15 protein-coding genes and 1 tRNA gene are annotated in these 15568 nt (G+C 71.1%); 11 read left to right on the top strand and 5 right to left on the bottom strand.

The genetic code is table 11. The annotated features are described in order from the left end of the window. Window positions 1-11 precede the first annotated feature (11 nt). Window positions 12-809, bottom strand: coding sequence for a helix-turn-helix transcriptional regulator (locus tag H563_RS0108950; protein WP_022882266.1), 798 nt, complete (start codon window positions 807-809; stop codon window positions 12-14). Between the two features lie 203 nt (window positions 810-1012). Between H563_RS0108950 and H563_RS0108945 the strand changes: the two genes are divergently transcribed. Continuing rightward, the gene (locus H563_RS0108945; protein ID WP_022882265.1) at window positions 1013-1951 is read left to right on the top strand and encodes a 1,4-dihydroxy-2-naphthoate polyprenyltransferase; all 939 of its coding nucleotides are present in this window, start codon (window positions 1013-1015) and stop codon (window positions 1949-1951) included. Here the strand turns inward: H563_RS0108945 and H563_RS0108940 are convergent. Further along, on the bottom strand, window positions 1948-2268 hold the full coding sequence (locus H563_RS0108940; RefSeq protein ID WP_022882264.1) for a DUF4229 domain-containing protein: 321 nt from the start codon (window positions 2266-2268) through the stop codon (window positions 1948-1950). The two genes, H563_RS0108945 and H563_RS0108940, sit on opposite strands and share 4 nt — an antisense overlap. An 81-nt stretch (window positions 2269-2349) precedes the next feature. On the opposite strand from H563_RS0108940, the gene H563_RS15915 reads away from it, so the two are divergent. From H563_RS15915 to H563_RS0108925, 3 genes are read left to right on the top strand one after another with little or no spacing between them, the layout of a single operon-like run. Then, window positions 2350-2631 carry a PLD nuclease N-terminal domain-containing protein gene (locus tag H563_RS15915; protein ID WP_022882263.1) on the top strand — a complete coding sequence of 94 codons (282 nt, stop codon included), beginning with the start codon at window positions 2350-2352 and terminating at the stop codon, window positions 2629-2631. After that, the gene (gene menD / locus H563_RS0108930; RefSeq protein WP_022882262.1) at window positions 2624-4546 is read left to right on the top strand and encodes a 2-succinyl-5-enolpyruvyl-6-hydroxy-3-cyclohexene-1-carboxylic-acid synthase; all 1923 of its coding nucleotides are present in this window, start codon (window positions 2624-2626) and stop codon (window positions 4544-4546) included. Before H563_RS15915 ends, menD begins: the two co-directional genes overlap by 8 nt. Window positions 4547-4595: 49 nt before the next feature. Beyond that, window positions 4596-5360: a DUF899 family protein gene (locus H563_RS0108925; protein WP_022882261.1), complete on the top strand. Its 765-nt coding sequence runs from the start codon at window positions 4596-4598 to the stop codon at window positions 5358-5360. A 46-nt stretch (window positions 5361-5406) separates the two neighbouring features. Here the strand turns inward: H563_RS0108925 and H563_RS0108920 are convergent, their stop codons facing one another. Beyond that, window positions 5407-6666, bottom strand: a complete 1260-nt coding sequence (locus H563_RS0108920; RefSeq protein WP_022882260.1) for an isochorismate synthase — start codon at window positions 6664-6666, stop codon at window positions 5407-5409. Window positions 6667-6729: 63 nt separating this feature from the next. Here H563_RS0108920 and H563_RS15910 point away from each other — a divergent pair, with 63 nt between their 5' ends. The 4 genes from H563_RS15910 (at window position 6730) to H563_RS15905 (ending at window position 11534) form a co-directional block, all read left to right on the top strand. Next, complete coding sequence (locus H563_RS15910) at window positions 6730-7488, top strand: class I SAM-dependent methyltransferase (protein ID WP_022882259.1); 759 nt, start codon at window positions 6730-6732, stop codon at window positions 7486-7488. Continuing rightward, complete coding sequence (locus H563_RS0108910; RefSeq protein ID WP_022882258.1) at window positions 7485-8525, top strand: polyprenyl synthetase family protein; 1041 nt, start codon at window positions 7485-7487, stop codon at window positions 8523-8525. The genes H563_RS15910 and H563_RS0108910 overlap by 4 nt, the downstream gene beginning before the upstream one ends. Before the next feature lie 80 nt (window positions 8526-8605). After that, a complete protein-coding gene (locus H563_RS0108905; protein WP_022882257.1) occupies window positions 8606-9979 on the top strand; it encodes an FAD-dependent oxidoreductase in 1374 nt (457 codons plus the stop codon). Between the two features lie 310 nt (window positions 9980-10289). Continuing rightward, a complete protein-coding gene (locus tag H563_RS15905) occupies window positions 10290-11534 on the top strand; it encodes an excalibur calcium-binding domain-containing protein (RefSeq protein ID WP_162138940.1) in 1245 nt (414 codons plus the stop codon). Window positions 11535-11588: 54 nt separating this feature from the next. Here the strand turns inward: H563_RS15905 and H563_RS0108895 are convergent, their stop codons facing one another. Further along, the gene (locus H563_RS0108895) at window positions 11589-12077 is read right to left on the bottom strand and encodes a YajQ family cyclic di-GMP-binding protein (RefSeq protein WP_022882255.1); all 489 of its coding nucleotides are present in this window, start codon (window positions 12075-12077) and stop codon (window positions 11589-11591) included. 53 nt (window positions 12078-12130) lie between these two features. Here H563_RS0108895 and H563_RS15900 point away from each other — a divergent pair, with 53 nt between their 5' ends. Continuing rightward, a complete protein-coding gene (locus tag H563_RS15900) occupies window positions 12131-13345 on the top strand; it encodes a mechanosensitive ion channel family protein (RefSeq protein WP_022882254.1) in 1215 nt (404 codons plus the stop codon). A gap of 88 nt (window positions 13346-13433) precedes the next feature. Further along, window positions 13434-13515 (top strand) — tRNA-Tyr (locus H563_RS0108885). A gap of 399 nt (window positions 13516-13914) precedes the next feature. On the opposite strand, the gene H563_RS0108880 is transcribed toward H563_RS0108885, so the two are convergent. Beyond that, window positions 13915-14391: a DUF805 domain-containing protein gene (locus tag H563_RS0108880; RefSeq protein WP_022882253.1), complete on the bottom strand. Its 477-nt coding sequence runs from the start codon at window positions 14389-14391 to the stop codon at window positions 13915-13917. A gap of 357 nt (window positions 14392-14748) precedes the next feature. Between H563_RS0108880 and H563_RS0108875 the strand changes: the two genes are divergently transcribed. After that, window positions 14749-15564 carry an inositol monophosphatase family protein gene (locus tag H563_RS0108875; RefSeq protein ID WP_022882252.1) on the top strand — a complete coding sequence of 272 codons (816 nt, stop codon included), beginning with the start codon at window positions 14749-14751 and terminating at the stop codon, window positions 15562-15564. Window positions 15565-15568 lie beyond the last annotated feature (4 nt).

Here is a 15568-nt window from a genome sequence, read left to right as displayed (position 1 = left end):
GCACCGGCTGTCTACCCGGCCGTCGAAGCCCCCTCGTCTTCGCTCTCGATCTCGTTCAAGTAGTTGTAGATGGTGAAGCGGGTGACCCCGAGCGCCGCGGCGATCGTCTCGACGGCGTCTCGCAGCAGGAACATGCCGCGCGCCTTCAGCGACCGCACCACTGCGATCTTGTGGCGCTTCTGCATCAGCTCGGGGGGAACGCCCGCCTCGTCCAGCGCCTGCTTGAGCAGCAGAGCGGCCAGCTCGTCGACGTCGCGGACGAACACCTCCGAGGGCCCCGACGTGGTGGACGCGGCGGCGGAGGGCGCGGAGTCGTCGGACCGAGACCGGTCGACGGGTCGCAGCACCGGAGCGGCGCGGCCCGCGGCGGACGCGGCGGAGGTGCCGTGCCCGAGCATGATCTCGGCGATGCGGCTCACCGACTCCCACACCGAGATGTCGCTGTTGATGCACAGCGCCGCCACGGGCGTGCCGGCGACGTCACGGATGAGCATCGTCGAGCTGCGCAGCGTGCGGCCGTCCTCGAGCTGTGTCTCGTATCCGACCACGTCGTCCATCTGCTGCGACACCGTCGTCTTGAGCAGGAGATCGGTGGCGGGGTCGCCCACCGTGCGGCCCGTGACATCGCCGTAGATCGCGACGATCGAGTTCGGCAGCCGGCTGAGGTCGTGCAGGACCACCTCGGAGCACGCCGGCAGTGAACGGCCGATCGGCTCAACCAATTGTGTAAATACGGCGAGCAGCCGCTCTCCGTCCACCGTCTGGCGGTCAAGACGCGTGATGCCGGCCGCCGCCGCCGCGGTGCTCATTTGCCCCCCTGCTGACTTCGCGGCCTTGACCACAGCGCCCTCACCTCCATGTCTCGAGAACTGCGCAGATCAAGATAACGGCACTTGGACAAAAGCTGTCGAACGCTTCAACATGTTGTCATGCTTCGGCGGAGCCGGAGCGTCCTCGGCCCGGCCCGCAGGCCGGTGCTCAGGCATAGCCGGCACCACTAGGATTTGCGGCGATGTCCACCCGCGCCAAGACCAACAGCCGTCGCCCGGGCGGCAACCCCGCCAAGGTTCCCCCCGCCACGCTCGCCGACTGGATCGGCGGCGCACGCCTGCGCACGCTGCCTCTCGCCGTCGCCCCCGTGATCATCGGCACGGGCGCGGCCCGCGCGGTCAGCGACCCGGGGGAGTGGCACTGGGTGCGCGCGCTCGCGGCGCTCGCGGTCGCCCTGCTGCTGCAGATCGGGGTGAACTACGCCAACGACTACTCCGACGGGGTGCGCGGCACCGACCAGTACCGCCTGGGCCCCAGCCGGCTGACCGGGTCGGGCCGGGCCAAGCCGAAGACCGTGCTGACGGTGGCGCTCTCGTTCTTCGCCGCCGCCGCGGTGGTGGGCATCGTCACCGTGATCGACACGCAGCTGTGGTGGCTGCTCGCGGTCGGGGCGGCGAGCGTGGCAGCCGGCTGGTTCTACACCGGCGGCAAGCATCCGTACGGGTATTACGGTCTCGGCGAGGTGTTCGTCTTCGCCTTCTTCGGCGTCGCCGCGACGGCCGGCACGCAGTACGTGCAGATCAAGACCGTGTCGCAGGAGGGCTGGATCGGTTCCGCCGCCGCGGGACTGCTCGCCTGTGCGGTGCTGATGGTCAACAACATCCGCGACATCGACCAGGACCGTCTCGCCCGCAAGCGCACCCTCGCGGTGCTCGTCGGCCCCACCTGGTCCAAGGTGCTGTACACGGTCTTCGTGCTGCTGCCGTTCGCGATCTCGTCGCTGCTGGCGTTCGTCTACCCGATCGCGTGGCTCACGCTGTTCGTCCTGCTCATGGCATTGCCCGCGGTGCTCATCACCTGCACGGCGCGCACCGCACGCGAGCTCATCCTCGCGCTGCAGCTGACCAGCCTCACCGCGCTCGCCTATGCGATCTTCGTGGGCTGGGCTTTGGCCTTTTAGGCCTTGTCCTCGTCCGCGCGATCGGATGCCTCGACCTCGGGCGACTCGACCTCGGATGCCTCGATCTCGGCGTCCTCGTCGGCGTCGTCGCCCTTCGCCACCTTGGCCCGGGAGCGTGCGGCGACGAGCTCTTCGGCCATCGCGTGCCGGAACCGGGCCAGGAAGATGTAGGACAGCGTGAAGCCGATGGCCACCGAGGCGATCACCCAGACCGGCCAGTACTCCTTGCCGAACAGGAGCAGGAAGATCGCCAGCGGCACGACGATCAGCAGCAGTCGCAGCACGGTGTAGACGAGCCAGGCGGGGAGCTTCTTCACGGCCTCAAGCGTACGGTCACGGTTCTGTGCGGCCGCCGCACGCGCGGCTCCGGCGGGCGCGCGCGGGATTACCATGAGGGCATGTTCCGCCTGTGGCTCGTCATCGGGTTCATCGCCGCGGTCTTCTACATCTACTCGATCGCCCACGTGGCGCTCGCGGACCGCCTCTCGGCCCGCGGCCTGCCCAAGGCGGCCTGGATCGCCGTCGTGGTCGTCTTCCCCCTGATCGGCGCCGCCCTCTGGTTCTCGATCGGCCACGACCGGGCCCGGCGCTCCGGGCCCATCGCCCCCGACGACGACGCCGAGTTCCTCGCGAGCCTGGGCAACCGGCCGAAGAACCCCGGCGACGGGCCGGATGCCTGATCCGTCGTCGGCCGAGCAGGCGCGCAGCGCCGACCAGGCCCCGCCCGCCCCTGCCCGCATCCTCCCCACCGGCAACGACGCCACCGACTTCTCCCTCGCCCTGCTCACCGCGCTCGTGCGCCACGGCGTGCGGCATCTCGTGGTCTCGCCCGGCTCCCGGTCGCAGGCGCCGGCGCTGGTCGCCGCCGAGCTCGAGCGGGTGGGAGCCGCCCGGCTGCACGTGCGCATCGACGAGCGCGTCGCCGGATTCCTCGCCCTCGGCCTCGCGCGCGAGTCCGGCACCCCGGCCGTCGTCATCACTACGAGCGGCACCGCGACGGCGAACCTGCACCCGGCCGTGCTCGAAGCGCGCGCGGCGCGCGTGCCGATGATCGTCGTGACCGCCGACCGGCCGGGCGAACTGCGCGGCATCCGTGCCAACCAGACCGCGAACCAGCTCGCCCTGTACGGCGCGGCGGCGACGTGGTTCCGCGACGTGCACGCCGAGGGTGAGACGGATGCCGCATCCCTCGCCTCCGAGCTGTGGGGTGCCGCCCGGCAGGGCCCCGCGCACCTGAACCTCGCCCTGCGCGATCCGCTCTCCGCCCCCGTGCCGGACCTGTCGCCGCTCTTCGCGCCCCCCGCTCCCGCCGATTCGTCAGTTCTTGTCGGTGCGACCGGGGCTGATGAGCACAAAGTGACGAATGCCGCTGCCGGCCAGGCGGTCGCCTCCGCCGATTCGTCGCTTTCTGCTGACGGCACCCCGCCCGGCGAGCACAAAGTGACGAATCGAGACCAGGCCGAGCTCGGGCCGGAGGTGCGCACCGTCGTCATCGCCGGCGACTCGGCCGGCCCGGAGGCGGAGGAGCTCGCCCGCGCCGGCGGCTGGCCGCTGATCGCCGAGGCGTCGAGCCTCAGCCGCTTCGGCCCGAACCTCGTCGTCGCCTACCGCGAACTGCTCACAGACCCGGACTTCGGCGGCGAGGTGCGCCGCGCGATCGTCTTCGGGCACCCGACGCTGAGCCGCGAAGTGCCGGCCCTGCTCAGCCGCCCAGGCGTCGAGGCGATCGTCGTCGACCCGTCCGACGACGACGAGTTCTACGACCCGGGGCACTCCGCCCGCAGGGTGGGCGCAGTTCGGCTCGCGGCATTCGTCGACCCCGGCTCGCCCGAGGCGCGCGAGTGGACCGGCCGATGGGTCTTCGCCGGCCGCCGCCTGGTCGAGGAGGCGGCGCGGCGCGAGGCCGGCGCCGACCAAGTCGCCCCCGACCCCGAGGCCGCGCGCTCGCGCGACCCCGCGACGCGCGCCGCCTACGTACGCGGCGAGCTCGCGGCGGTGCGCGAACCCGTGACGAGACGGATGCTCGCCGACGCGGTCTGGCGTTACACCTGGCCGCACGACCGGCTCGTGCTCGGGGCGTCGCGGCTGATCCGGGAGCTCGACCGCTCGGTTCCGGGCAAGAAGATCACGGTGTACGCGAACCGCGGCCTCGGCGGCATCGACGGGACGATCGCGACCGGCCTGGGCGTGGCTGCGGCGCTGCACGACGGGGCCGCCCTTCGAGAGCCTCAGGACGCCGCCCTTCGAGGGCCTCAGAGAACGGGAGCAGGGGTCACCCGCGTGCTGCTCGGCGACCTGACGCTGCTGCACGACGCGGGCGCCCTGCTGCAGACCCCGGGCGAGCGGACCCCGCCGATCCAGGTGATCGTCGGCGACGACCGCGGCGGCAGCATCTTCGCCGGGCTCGAGGTCGCGCAGGTCGCCGACGCGGCTGCCTTCGAGAGGGTGCAGCTGACCCCGCGCGACGTGGACCTCGAGGCGCTCGCCCGCGCCTACGGCTGGCGGTACGTGCGGGCCGCGACGCGCGGCGAGCTCGACCAGGCGCTGTCGGCGGTCACCGCGGAGCCGACGCTGATCCACGTGCCGCTCGCGTAGGCATCCGTCTGTCTTCACAGCGCACTGCGAGGCGAGTACCTTGTGCGCCATGACCGAGCCGGCGAGCGAGACCGCGGCGCCGCCCGTCGTCGATCGGGCGACCTGGCAGCGGGCGCGGGACGAGCTGCTGCAGCTCGAGAAGGAGCACACGCGGGCGAGCGACGCGCTTGCCGCCGCGCGGCGTCGACTGCCGATGACCGAGGTCGCGGTGCGCGACGTGATCGGGCCGGAGGGCCCGGTGTCTCTGCTCGACGTGTTCGACGGGCGCGACCAGCTGCTGGTCTACAAGCACATGTTCTACGACGGGCAGCCGATGGAGGCTCAGTGCGAGGGCTGCACGATCACGGTCTGGAACTTCCAGGACGCGAGCTATCTGAAGGCGCGCGGGGTGAGCTTCGCGATCTTCTCGTCGGGCCCGTGGGAGGAGATCTCGGCGCTGCGCGACTTCATGGGCTACTCGCTGCCCTGGTACTCGACGCACCACCTCGACGACCCCGTGTATCGGCAGACGAAGAGGTTGGCCGCCTTCCTGCGCCGGGGCGACCGGGTCTTCCTCAGCTACGAGACCACAGACCGGGGGCTCGAGGTGCTCAATCCCACCTTCGGCCTGCTCGACCGCACGGTGTACGGCCGGCAGGAGGTGTGGGAGGACTCGCCGCCCGGCTGGCCGCAGGGGCCGACGTACGCCTACTGGCGCACCGACGAGCACGGCGCGCTCATCACCGAGCACCGCCGCGGCCGCCCCACCGCGCAGTGGACCCGGCCCGGCGCGACGCCGGTGGGCGAGCACGCCGCGCACCACCACGAGCACTGACGCCGCGCGTCACCGCGGGCGGCGACGACGACCAGCGACGGATGCCTCAGCCGAACGCCTCGACGATGGGGCGGAACTTCATCGTGGTCTCGGCCACCTCGAGCACGGGGTCGCTCCCGGCGACGATGCCGCCGCCGGCGTAGGCCGTGATGTCGCCGGAGGCGTCGATCTGCGCGCTGCGCAGCGCCACCGCCCACTCTCCCGAGCCGTCGGCGCCGATCCAGCCGACCGGCCCCGCGTAGCGGCCCCGGTCGAAGGGCTCGAGCTCGGCGATCGCCTCGAGGGCGGCCGCCCGCGGCGTGCCCGCGACCGCGGCCGTCGGGTGCAGCGCCGCGACGAGGTCGAGCGACGACGAGCCGTCGCGCAGGGTGCCTGCCACGTCGGTGGCCAGGTGCCACAGGTTGGGCAGCTTGAGGGTGAACGGCTCGCCCGACGAGAGGGTCGCCGTGTGCGGGCCGAGGGCCGTCAGCACGCTCTCAACCGCGTAGGCGTGCTCGACCAGGTCTTTGCGGCTGGCCGCCAACGCCGTCGCGGCGCCGGTGTCGGCCTCGGCGGTGCCGCCGCGGGCCGCCGTGCCGGCGAGCACCTGCGCCGACAGCGCGCCGCCGGCGACCCGCACCAGCGTCTCGGGCGAGGCGCCCACGAAGCCGTCGACCGCGAAGGTCCAGCAGCCCGGGTAGCCGAGCGCGAGCTCGACCAGCGCGCGTCGCACGTCGGCCCCGGCCGGAAGATGCGCGTGCAGGTCGCGGGCGAGCACGGCCTTGCGCAGCTCGCCTGACTCGATGCGCTCGACGACGGATGCGACGGCCTCGCCGTACCCCGCCGCGGTCAGCTCCCCGGGCAGGAAGCCGAGCCGGAACTCCGGGCCGAAGGGGGTGGGCGCCGGGCCGGCGGGAGCCGGGCCGGCCGGGGCGGCACCGGCGGAGGCATCCGTCACCCGGGTCAGCCATGCCCGGCCGTCGCGCCGGCCCACGACGAAGCGCGGCACGATCAGCACGCTCGAGGCGGTCGAGTCGTCGGCGAACGCGAAGGTGCCGAAGGCGACGAGGCCCGTTCCGGGCACGCCGACCCGGTCGACGACGGTCGCCGCGCCGGCGAGCTCCCGCCACGCGGCGGCCGCGTCGGCGATGCGGCTGGGGCCCGAGAACTCGAGCCGCACCGCCTCCCCGACGCCGGCGATCCCCTCGCCGCGCCGCAACCACAGCAGAGGGTTGCGCGGGTCGAGGAAGGGGACGAGCTGGCGCACGTCGTCGAGCGGGGAGGTCTCGACGGTCAGCGCCTGCACGCGGGTCGCGGTCGCAGTCACGCACACAGACTTTACGCCGCCCCTCCATGCCGGACCTGATGGTGCGCCGGTTAGGCTGGACGGGTGAACAAGGCCGACCTCTCCAAGCGACCGGACGCGGTCGCGGCGATGTTCGACGAGGTCTCTCGCCACTACGACCGCATGAACACCGTGCTCTCGGCGGGCAACGACCACCTGTGGCGCATCGCCACCACGCGTGCGATCGCCCCGCAGTCCGGCCAGCTGATCCTCGACGTCGCCGCCGGCACCGGAACCTCGAGCGCCGCGATCGCGAAGCACGGCGCCTACGTGGTGGCCGCCGACTTCAGCGCCGGCATGATCGAGGTCGGCCGTTCCCGCCAGGCCGGCAACCGGCTCGTCGAATTCGTGCAGGCCGACGCCACCGACCTCCCCTTCGGCGACGACGAGTTCGACGCCGTCACCATCTCCTTCGGGCTGCGCAACGTGGTGGAGCCGCGCACGGCGCTCGCCGAGTTCCTGCGCGTGACCAAGCCCGGCGGCCGGCTCGTGATCTGCGAGTTCTCGACCCCGCCGAACGCTCTGCTGCGCCGTGCCTACTTCGCCTACCTCGAGCGCGGCATGCCGGTGCTCGCCCGCCTCGCCTCCTCCAACCCCGAGGCGTACGAGTACCTGATGGACTCGATCGCCGCCTGGCCCGACCAGCGCGCCCTCGCCGGCTGGCTGCGCGAAACCGGGTACGAGCGGGTCGGCTACCGCAATCTCACGGCCGGCATCGTCGCCCTGCACCGCGGGTTCAAGCCCGGCGGTCCGCCGGCTCCCCGCGCGCCGGGGGCTCGGCCAGGGGAAGGGCGATCCGCGTGACCTCGTCGGTGCTCACGAGCCAGTTCGGCCTGGCCGAGAAGCTGACCGCCTCGGCATCCGAGCGTGCGCTCGCCCGCACCCTCGACGAGGCGCTCGAGAAGGTCGAGGCCGGCCTCAAGCACGAGATGCGCTTCGCCGACAAGGTCGCCGACGTCACCGCCACCTACCTGCTGGACGCCGGCGGCAAGCGGGTGCGGCCCGTGCTCACCCTGCTCACCGCGCAGCTCGGCGACGGGGTCAACGAGCAGGTGATCACCGCCGCGCAGGTCGTCGAGATCACCCACCTCGCCTCGCTCTACCACGACGATGTGATGGACGACGCGGCGCTGCGACGCGGGGTCCCGAGCGCCCAGCTGGTCTGGGGCAACTCGGTGGCCGTGCTCACCGGCGACCTGCTGTTCGCCCGCGCCAGCCAGCTCATCGCCCGGCTCGGGGAGCGGGCGATCAAGCTGCAGGCCGACACCTTCGAGCGGCTGTGCATGGGCCAGCTGCACGAGACCATCGGGCCGGAGGACGGCGACGACCCGATCGAGCACTACCTGAAGGTGCTCGCCGACAAGACCGGATCGCTGATCGCGGCCGCCGCGCAGTTCGGCGTCGTCTTCGGCGGCGCGCCGGCCGAGTACGAGGCATCCGTTCTCGAATTCGGCGAGAAGGTCGGCATCGCCTTCCAGCTCATCGACGACGTCATCGACCTGTCCGACTCCGAGGCGAACACGGGCAAGAACGCGGGCACCGACCTGCGCGCCGGCGTCGTCACGCTGCCGCTGCTCAAACTGCGCGCGGCAGCGGCGACGGATGCCTCGGCCCGCGAGCTCCTCGACTACCTCGAGCAGCACGTCATCGGCGCCGACGAGTCGGTCGACGTCGCCGAGGGCGTGCGGCGCCTGCGCGAGCACCGGGTGACGGCCGAGACCCTCGCCGAAGCCCGGGAGTGGGCCCAGCAGGCGATCGCCGCGCTCGCCCCGCTGCCCGCAGGGCCCGTGAAGAAGGCGCTGATCCGCTTCGCCGACACCATCGTCGACCGTTCCAACTGACGCAACGCCCGCCGCCCCGCCGGTCGACTCGCCGGTTCATCCGGCGAATGGAGACCACAACAAAAGGAGAACGCACGAGTATGACCAAGCTTCGGCTTGCCATCGTGGGCGCCGGCCCCGCCGGCATCTACGCCGCCGACATCCTGCTGCGCGCCGAGCGCAGCTTCGACGTCTCCATCGACCTCTTCGACCACCTGCCCGCTCCGTACGGGCTGGTGCGCTACGGCGTCGCCCCCGACCACCCGCGCATCAAGGGCATCATCACCGCGCTGCGCGACGTGCTCGACCGCGGCGACATCCGCGTCTTCGGCAATGTGCGCTTCGGCACCGACCTGACCCTCGACGACCTCAAGAAGCACTACAACGCGGTGATCTTCGCCACCGGCGCCGTGCGCGACGCCGACCTGAATATCCCCGGCATTGACGCCGAGGGAAGCTACGGTGCCGCAGACTTCGTCAGCTGGTACGACGGCCACCCCGACTACCCGCGCGAGTGGCCGCTCGAGGCGAAGGAGGTCGCCGTCATCGGCAACGGCAACGTCGCCCTCGACGTGGCCCGCATCCTCGCCAAGCACGCCGACGACCTGCTGCCCACCGAGATCCCCGCGAACGTCTACGCCGGGCTCAAGGCCTCGCCCGTGACCGACGTGCACGTGTTCGGCCGCCGCGGGCCGACGAGCGTGAAGTTCACCCCGCTCGAGCTGCGCGAGCTGGGCGAGCTGCGCGACGTCGACATGATCCTCTACGACGAGGACTTCGACTACGACGAGCACGCCCGCGCCTCCATCGCCGGCAACAAGCAGATCATGGTCATCGACCGCGTGCTGCAGTCCTGGCGGCAGCGCGAGACGGGCGAGGCGAGCCGTCGCCTGCACCTGCACTTCTACGCCAAGCCGGCCGAAGTTGTGACGGATGCCTCGGGCCGGGTCTGCGCCCTGCGCTACGAGCGCACCCGCCCGGACGGCCAGGGCGGAGTCGTGGGCACGGGGAAGTTCCGCGAGACCCCGGTCGAGGCGGTCTACCGCGCCGTCGGCTACTTCGGCTCGCCGCTGCCCGGGGTGCCGTTCGACGAGAAGCACGGCGTGATCCCGAACCACGAGGGACAGGTCATCAACCCCGACAACAACGAGCAGGTCTACGGCGTGTACGCGACCGGCTGGATCAAGCGCGGCCCGGTCGGCTTGATCGGCCACACCAAGTCGGACGCGATGGAGACCATCTCGCACCTCATCAACGACGTCGGCAACTGGTGGACTCCGGAGGCCCCGCAGGAGGACGCCATCGTCGAGCTGCTCGAGGCCCGGGGCATCCGCTACACCGATCTCGACGGCTGGCACGCGCTCGACGCGCACGAGATCGCCCTCGGCGAGCCCGAGGGCCGCGCCCGCATCAAGGTCGTCGACCGCGACGAGATGGTCGACATCTCCCGCGGCGACACCGTCGCGACCAACTGACGAGCCCGGCGGCTGAGGAGCCGCGCAACTCTCCCGCTCCGGTGGCTGAGGAGCCGCGCAGCGGCGTCTCGAAGCCCCGTACCCCGTTCGGGGAGCAACCCGATTTGGGGGCGGCTGCGAGTTTCCCTCACGGGCGCTGCGCTCCGTACCGTGGAGCAGGCGGCATCGTGCCGCATTCGCACCCAGGGGAACTCTCGTGCTTCAGCATCGATCCATTTCGCTTTCGCTTGCCGCGGTACTGACCGCCGGCCTCGCCCTCTCGTCCGTGCCCGCCTTCGCGGACACGCCGCCCACCTCCTCCGCCGCAACCGTGACAGACGAACAGCCCGCCCTCTCCGGCAGCGTCTCGATCAGCGGCACGGCCCGCGTCGGGGCCACCCTCACCGCGGCGACCGACGGCTGGCCGAGCGACGCGACACTCGCCTACCAGTGGTTCGCGGACGGCACCGCGCTCCCGGCCACAGGGCCGACGCTGACCCTCGCACCCGAGCAGCTCGGCGCGTCGATCACCGTCACGGTGACCGGCACCGAGTCCGGATACGCCGACGCCACCGCGACGAGCGACGCCGTCGGCCCCGTCGCCGCCGGAGTGCTCACGAAGGCGACGCCGACGATCTCCGGCACCGTGAAGGTGGGCTCCACCGTCACCGCGCATCCCGGCACCTGGACGTCGGGGACGGCGTTCGCCTATCAGTGGTACGCCTCGTCGGTGAAGATCAGCGGCGCCACGCACCAGAGCTACACGATTCCGGCCGCCTACCGCGGCAAGACGCTGACCGTGCACGTGACCGGCACGCTGGCCGGGTACACCTCGTCGACGCTCGGGTCGAAGCGCACGGCCGCGATCGCCTCCGGCACCCTGCGCTCGATCGCTCCCAAGATCTCTGGCACCGCCAAGGTCGGCTCGACGCTCACCGCGATCCGCGGCTCGTGGGGCAGCGGCGTCAGGTACTCCTACCAGTGGCTCGCCTCCGGCCGAGCCATCCCGAAGGCTACGCACTCCACCTTCACCCCGACGGCCGCTCAGCTCGGCAAGTCGATCATCGTCAAGGTGACGGGCAGCAAGCCCGGCTACACGACGGCCGCCCGCATCTCCGCCCGTACCCACACGGTGGTCGCCGGCACGCTGAAGTGGACCACCCCGAAGATCTCCGGAACGGCCAGGGTCGGCAGCACGCTCACGGCCATCCGGGGCACGTGGAGCAGCGGCACGAGCTTCAGCTTCCAGTGGTACGCCTCGGGCAAGGCCATCTCGAAGGCCACGCGGTCGACGCTCGTGCTGACCTCCGCCCAGAAGGGCGCGCGGATCACGGTGCGCGTGACCGGCAGGAAGGCGGGCTACACCACCGTGAGCAAGCTCTCGGCAGCCACGGCCGCCGTCACCGCACCCGCAACGACGAGCTCGAAGCCCGCGCGTCCCGGCGACGTGGACTGCAGCGACTTCGCGACGCACGCGCAGGCGCAGGCGTGGTTCGCGAAGTACTACCCGTACTACGGCGACGTGGCCGGGCTGGACTCGGATAATGACGGCTCCGCGTGCGAGTCGCTGCCGTGAGTTGACACCGACGGATGCCGCGGGCTTCGGCCTGCGGCATCCGTGTGTCTGCGCTTAGCGGAAGTTCACGAACTGCAGGTCGACGTCGAGGTCTTTGCCCTTGAGCAGAGCGATGGTGGCCTGCAGGTCGTCGCGGCTCTTGGATGAGACGCGCACCTCGTCGCCCTGGATCTGGCTCTTCACCGACTTCGGCGCCTCGTCGCGGATCAGCTTGTTGATCTTCTTCGCGTTCTCCTGGTCGATGCCGTTCTTGAGCTTCGCCTCGATGCGGTACTCCTTGCCGCTGGCGAACGGCTCGCCCGCGTCGAGCGACTTGAGTGAGATGCCGCGCTTGATCAGCTTCGACTCGAGCACGTCGAGCACCGCCTTCACGCGCTCCTCCGAATTCGCCTTGAGCAGCAGCTGGTCGCCGGACCATTCGACCGAGGCGCCCACGCCCTTGAAGTCGTAGCGCGAGTCGAGCTCTTTCCGCGCCTGGTTGACCGCGTTGTCGGCCTCCATCTTGTCGACCTTGCTGACGATGTCGAACGAGGAATCTGCCATGGCGCCAAGTCTAGGAGCAGCCTCGTCACACCCGCCGGGTACCGTGTGACCGCATGAGCGACCTTCCCTCCCACCACAACTGGATCGCGTTCGGCATCGCGGTCGCGGCGGCGATCGTGTTCGGGATCGTCGTCACCGCGGTCGGCGCGTTCGTCTCGCGGCTCGCGGTGCGCACCCACGCCCACTTCACGACGCTGCCGGCCCGGCTGCGCCGGCCGTTCCGGGTGCTGCTGCTCGTCGTTTTCGACTGGATCGCCGTGCACGTCACGCTTCCGGCCCCCGCTGCCGTGCGGCACGCGGTCGACCACGGGTTCCTGATCCTGACCATCGTCGCGGCCGCATGGTTCGCGTCGCGGATGCTGCTCTTCTTCGAAGACATCGGCGTCTCCCGCTACCGGCTCGACGTGCCCGACAACCGGGTGGCTCGCCGCGTCCACACGCAGATGACGATCCTGCGGCGGCTGACCGTCGTCGCCATCGTCATCGTGGCGGTCGCGGCGATCCTGCTCTCGTATCCCGAGGTGCGCGTCGTCGGGGCATCCGTGCTCGCCTCGGCGGGTGTCGTGTCGGTCATCGCCGGTCTCGCCGCGCAGTCGACGCTCGGCAACCTGTTCGCCGGGCTCCAGCTCGCCTTCAACGGGGCGATCCGCGTCGACGACGTCGTCGTGGTGCAGGGGGAGTGGGGCCGCATCGAAGAGATCACCCTGACCTACATCGTCGTGCACATCTGGGACGACCGGCGGCTCGTGCTCCCGTCGACGTACTTCACGACGCAGCCGTTCGAGAACTGGACGCGGCACTCGGCGGAACTGCTCGGCTCGGTCGACTTCGACCTCGACTGGCGGGTCGAGCCGGCGCGCATGCGCGAGCAGCTCGACCTGATCCTCGCGCACACGGACCTGTGGGACGGCCGCGTCAAGGTGTTGCAGGTGACGGATGCCGTCGGCGGGTTCGTGCACGTGCGCATTCTGCTCACCGCACGGGACTCGCCCACACTCTTCGACCTGCGCTGCCACGTGCGCGAGTCAATGATCGCGTGGATCCAGCGCGAGAGCGACATCTCGCTGCCCCGGCAGCGGGTGATCGTCGGCGAAGCGCCCAAGCGCGCCGCCGCGCGCACCGCAGCGGCCCCGCCCCAGGCGCCGGCCGAGGGCCTGTTCACGGGCTCGTTCGAGGCGATCCGGCGGGCTGACCACTTCACGCAGGGTGAGGCGCTGGCCGAGGCGGCCGACGCCCAGGCCGACGAGGGGCCGACGGAGGAGAGCTAGCCCTCCTCGATTTCGTCGCGGGGCGCGCCGCCGGGTATCCTTGACAAGCGCGTTCGATCGGGTGAATACACGCGGTCGGAGGCGTTAAGGCGAGTTACCCAAGCGGCCAAAGGGATCTGACTGTAAATCAGCCGGCATAGCCTTCGGGGGTTCGAATCCCTCACTCGCCACCGTCGTGGAGAACCTCGGCAGGACTCGGATTCCTGCCGGGGTTCTTTTCGTCTTCCGCATCGTGACGGGCGGCTCGTGCGGTAGGTGCTACCACTACTTGCCTTCCGTAATGGGGGCAGACTGAGGGATGCTCACGTGTTTGACTGAGCTTGTCGCGGTTCCCCCCTTTCCGCGGCACCCACCTCGGACCCGAATCCGAGACTCAACCCCCCGAGCACGACGCCCCGCAGTCACCGAGACTCGCGGGGCGCCGCTGCGTGTGCGCCGCGGGTCGGTCGAGAGGATAAGTTGGGTAGACGCGCCGGTCGTCCCCCTTTGTGGCCGTGCGCGTAGAGAGCCCCTCGCGCGTCCCCCCAATCGCGAGGGGCTCTCGCCTGCTCGCGGCGCTGCCGCGGGGTTCAGACGTTGTACTTGTCGCCCTGCTGGTTGGGCGGCAGGATCGCCAGCACGAGGGCGATGATGCCGCCGACGAACGGGATCAGGGAGAGCAGGATGAACCAGCCGCTCTTGCCCGTGTCGTGCATCCGCCGCCAGTAGATGGCCAGGTTGGGAACGATGGCGGCCAGGCCGAAGATCCAGATGAGGATCGCGCCGATCAGGAAGCCCGGGCCGGAGTGCCAGGTCCCCGTCGAGTCGACGGCCGAGCCGGGAAGACCCAGGAGCGCGCTGATGATGCCGAGCACGATGCCGACGATGACGTTGCCGAGGTAGGCCCACCAGAACTCCGCGCGACCCGCTCGGCCGGTGAACACGGCGTACTTCTTCCAGAACCGCTTGTACGCACCGAGGAACGGGGCGTCGTACCAGGGCTGAGGAAGCGGCGGCTCGGCGCCGGCCGCGGGAGTGCTGCCGTATGCCGGCATGGACTGGGTCATTGGTCTACCTCCATCTGCTGATTCCCCCATACCGCGGGGAGGTGTCGGGCCCGATGCTAGGGCCACGGATGCTTCGGGGGGAAGACCCCGCCGAGTCATCCGTAGTAAATCGCGGTCGGGCGGCGAGAACGATGGGGAGCACTGCCCACCGACCTCCGCCCGCGCCGCGCGTGGCTTCGCGCCGGAGGGTTAAAGAATGGCGGGCCCGTCGAGTCGCACATCTCGCCGGGCCCGCCTGCTATGGAGGAATATCGGTCACGCACACCGACATCGATGTTTAATCTGCCGTCCGCCGCTGGCAGTGACGTTGTCGCTCGTTATGAATCCGGTGGGCGCCTGCGGACGTAGGCTCGAGGCGTGACCGCCGCGCTCGATGAACTGCTCGACCTCGCCCGTTCCACCGCCGTCGCTGCAGCCGAGCTGATCGCCGCCCGTCGGGCCGAGGGCGTCGAGGTCGCCGCGCTGAAGAGCTCGCCGGTCGACGTCGTCACGGTCGCCGACCGCGAATCCGAGACGCTGATCCGCGGCCTGCTCGCCGACGCCAGGCCGGGCGACGGATTCCTCGGCGAGGAGACCGGGCTCGGCGACGCCTCCACGACCGGCGTCACCTGGGTCGTCGACCCGATCGACGGCACCGTGAACTACCTGTACGGGATCCCGGCCTACAACGTGTCGATCGCGGCCGTCGAAGGCGGAGCGGACCCGGCCGAGTGGACCGCGCTCGCCGGAGCCGTCGTGAACCCCGTGCTCAGCGAGGTCTACACGGCGACCCGCGGCGGCGGCGCCTTCCTCGGCTCCCGGCGCCTCGCCGTGAACGCCGACGTGGACCTCGGCGTCGCCCTCGTCGGCACCGGCTTCGGGTACACCGAGGAGCGCCGGCGCGCCCAGGCGGCGGTCATCGGACGGCTGCTGCCGCGGGTGCGCGACATCCGCCGCATGGGTTCGGCCGCGCTGGACCTCTGCTCGGTCGCCGCCGGCCGGCTCGACGCGTACTACGAGCAGGGCATCCACCCCTGGGATCACGCGGCCGGCGCCCTGATCGCGACCGAGGCCGGGGCGAAGGTCGGCGGCCTCGGCGACGACGCGCCGAGCGAGCGGCTGGCGCTCGCGGCGCATCCGTCGCTCTACGCGCAGCTGGAGACCGCACTCGTCGAATCCGGCTTCGGGTACTGATCCA

It is taken from the genome of Gryllotalpicola ginsengisoli DSM 22003, from assembly GCF_000419445.1.
Lineage (GTDB): Bacteria > Actinomycetota > Actinomycetes > Actinomycetales > Microbacteriaceae > Gryllotalpicola > Gryllotalpicola ginsengisoli.
The sequence above is the reverse complement of the archived record's forward strand: the minus strand, read 5'-3'. Positions and strand labels throughout refer to the sequence as shown.

What these genes read in the sequence shown, in the direction of transcription:
- H563_RS15900 (WP_022882254.1), top strand. Translation starts at nt 12,131, where the DNA reads ATGAGCGACCTTCCCTCCCACCACAACTGGATCGCGTTCGGCATCGCG.
- H563_RS0108905 (WP_022882257.1), top strand. Translation starts at nt 8,606, where the DNA reads ATGACCAAGCTTCGGCTTGCCATCGTGGGCGCCGGCCCCGCCGGCATC.
- H563_RS0108895 (WP_022882255.1), bottom strand. Translation starts at nt 12,077, where the DNA reads ATGGCAGATTCCTCGTTCGACATCGTCAGCAAGGTCGACAAGATGGAG.
- H563_RS0108880 (WP_022882253.1), bottom strand. Translation starts at nt 14,391, where the DNA reads ATGACCCAGTCCATGCCGGCATACGGCAGCACTCCCGCGGCCGGCGCC.
- menD (WP_022882262.1), top strand. Translation starts at nt 2,624, where the DNA reads ATGCCTGATCCGTCGTCGGCCGAGCAGGCGCGCAGCGCCGACCAGGCC.
- H563_RS15915 (WP_022882263.1), top strand. Translation starts at nt 2,350, where the DNA reads ATGTTCCGCCTGTGGCTCGTCATCGGGTTCATCGCCGCGGTCTTCTAC.
- H563_RS0108950 (WP_022882266.1), bottom strand. Translation starts at nt 809, where the DNA reads ATGAGCACCGCGGCGGCGGCGGCCGGCATCACGCGTCTTGACCGCCAG.
- H563_RS0108925 (WP_022882261.1), top strand. Translation starts at nt 4,596, where the DNA reads ATGACCGAGCCGGCGAGCGAGACCGCGGCGCCGCCCGTCGTCGATCGG.
- H563_RS0108945 (WP_022882265.1), top strand. Translation starts at nt 1,013, where the DNA reads ATGTCCACCCGCGCCAAGACCAACAGCCGTCGCCCGGGCGGCAACCCC.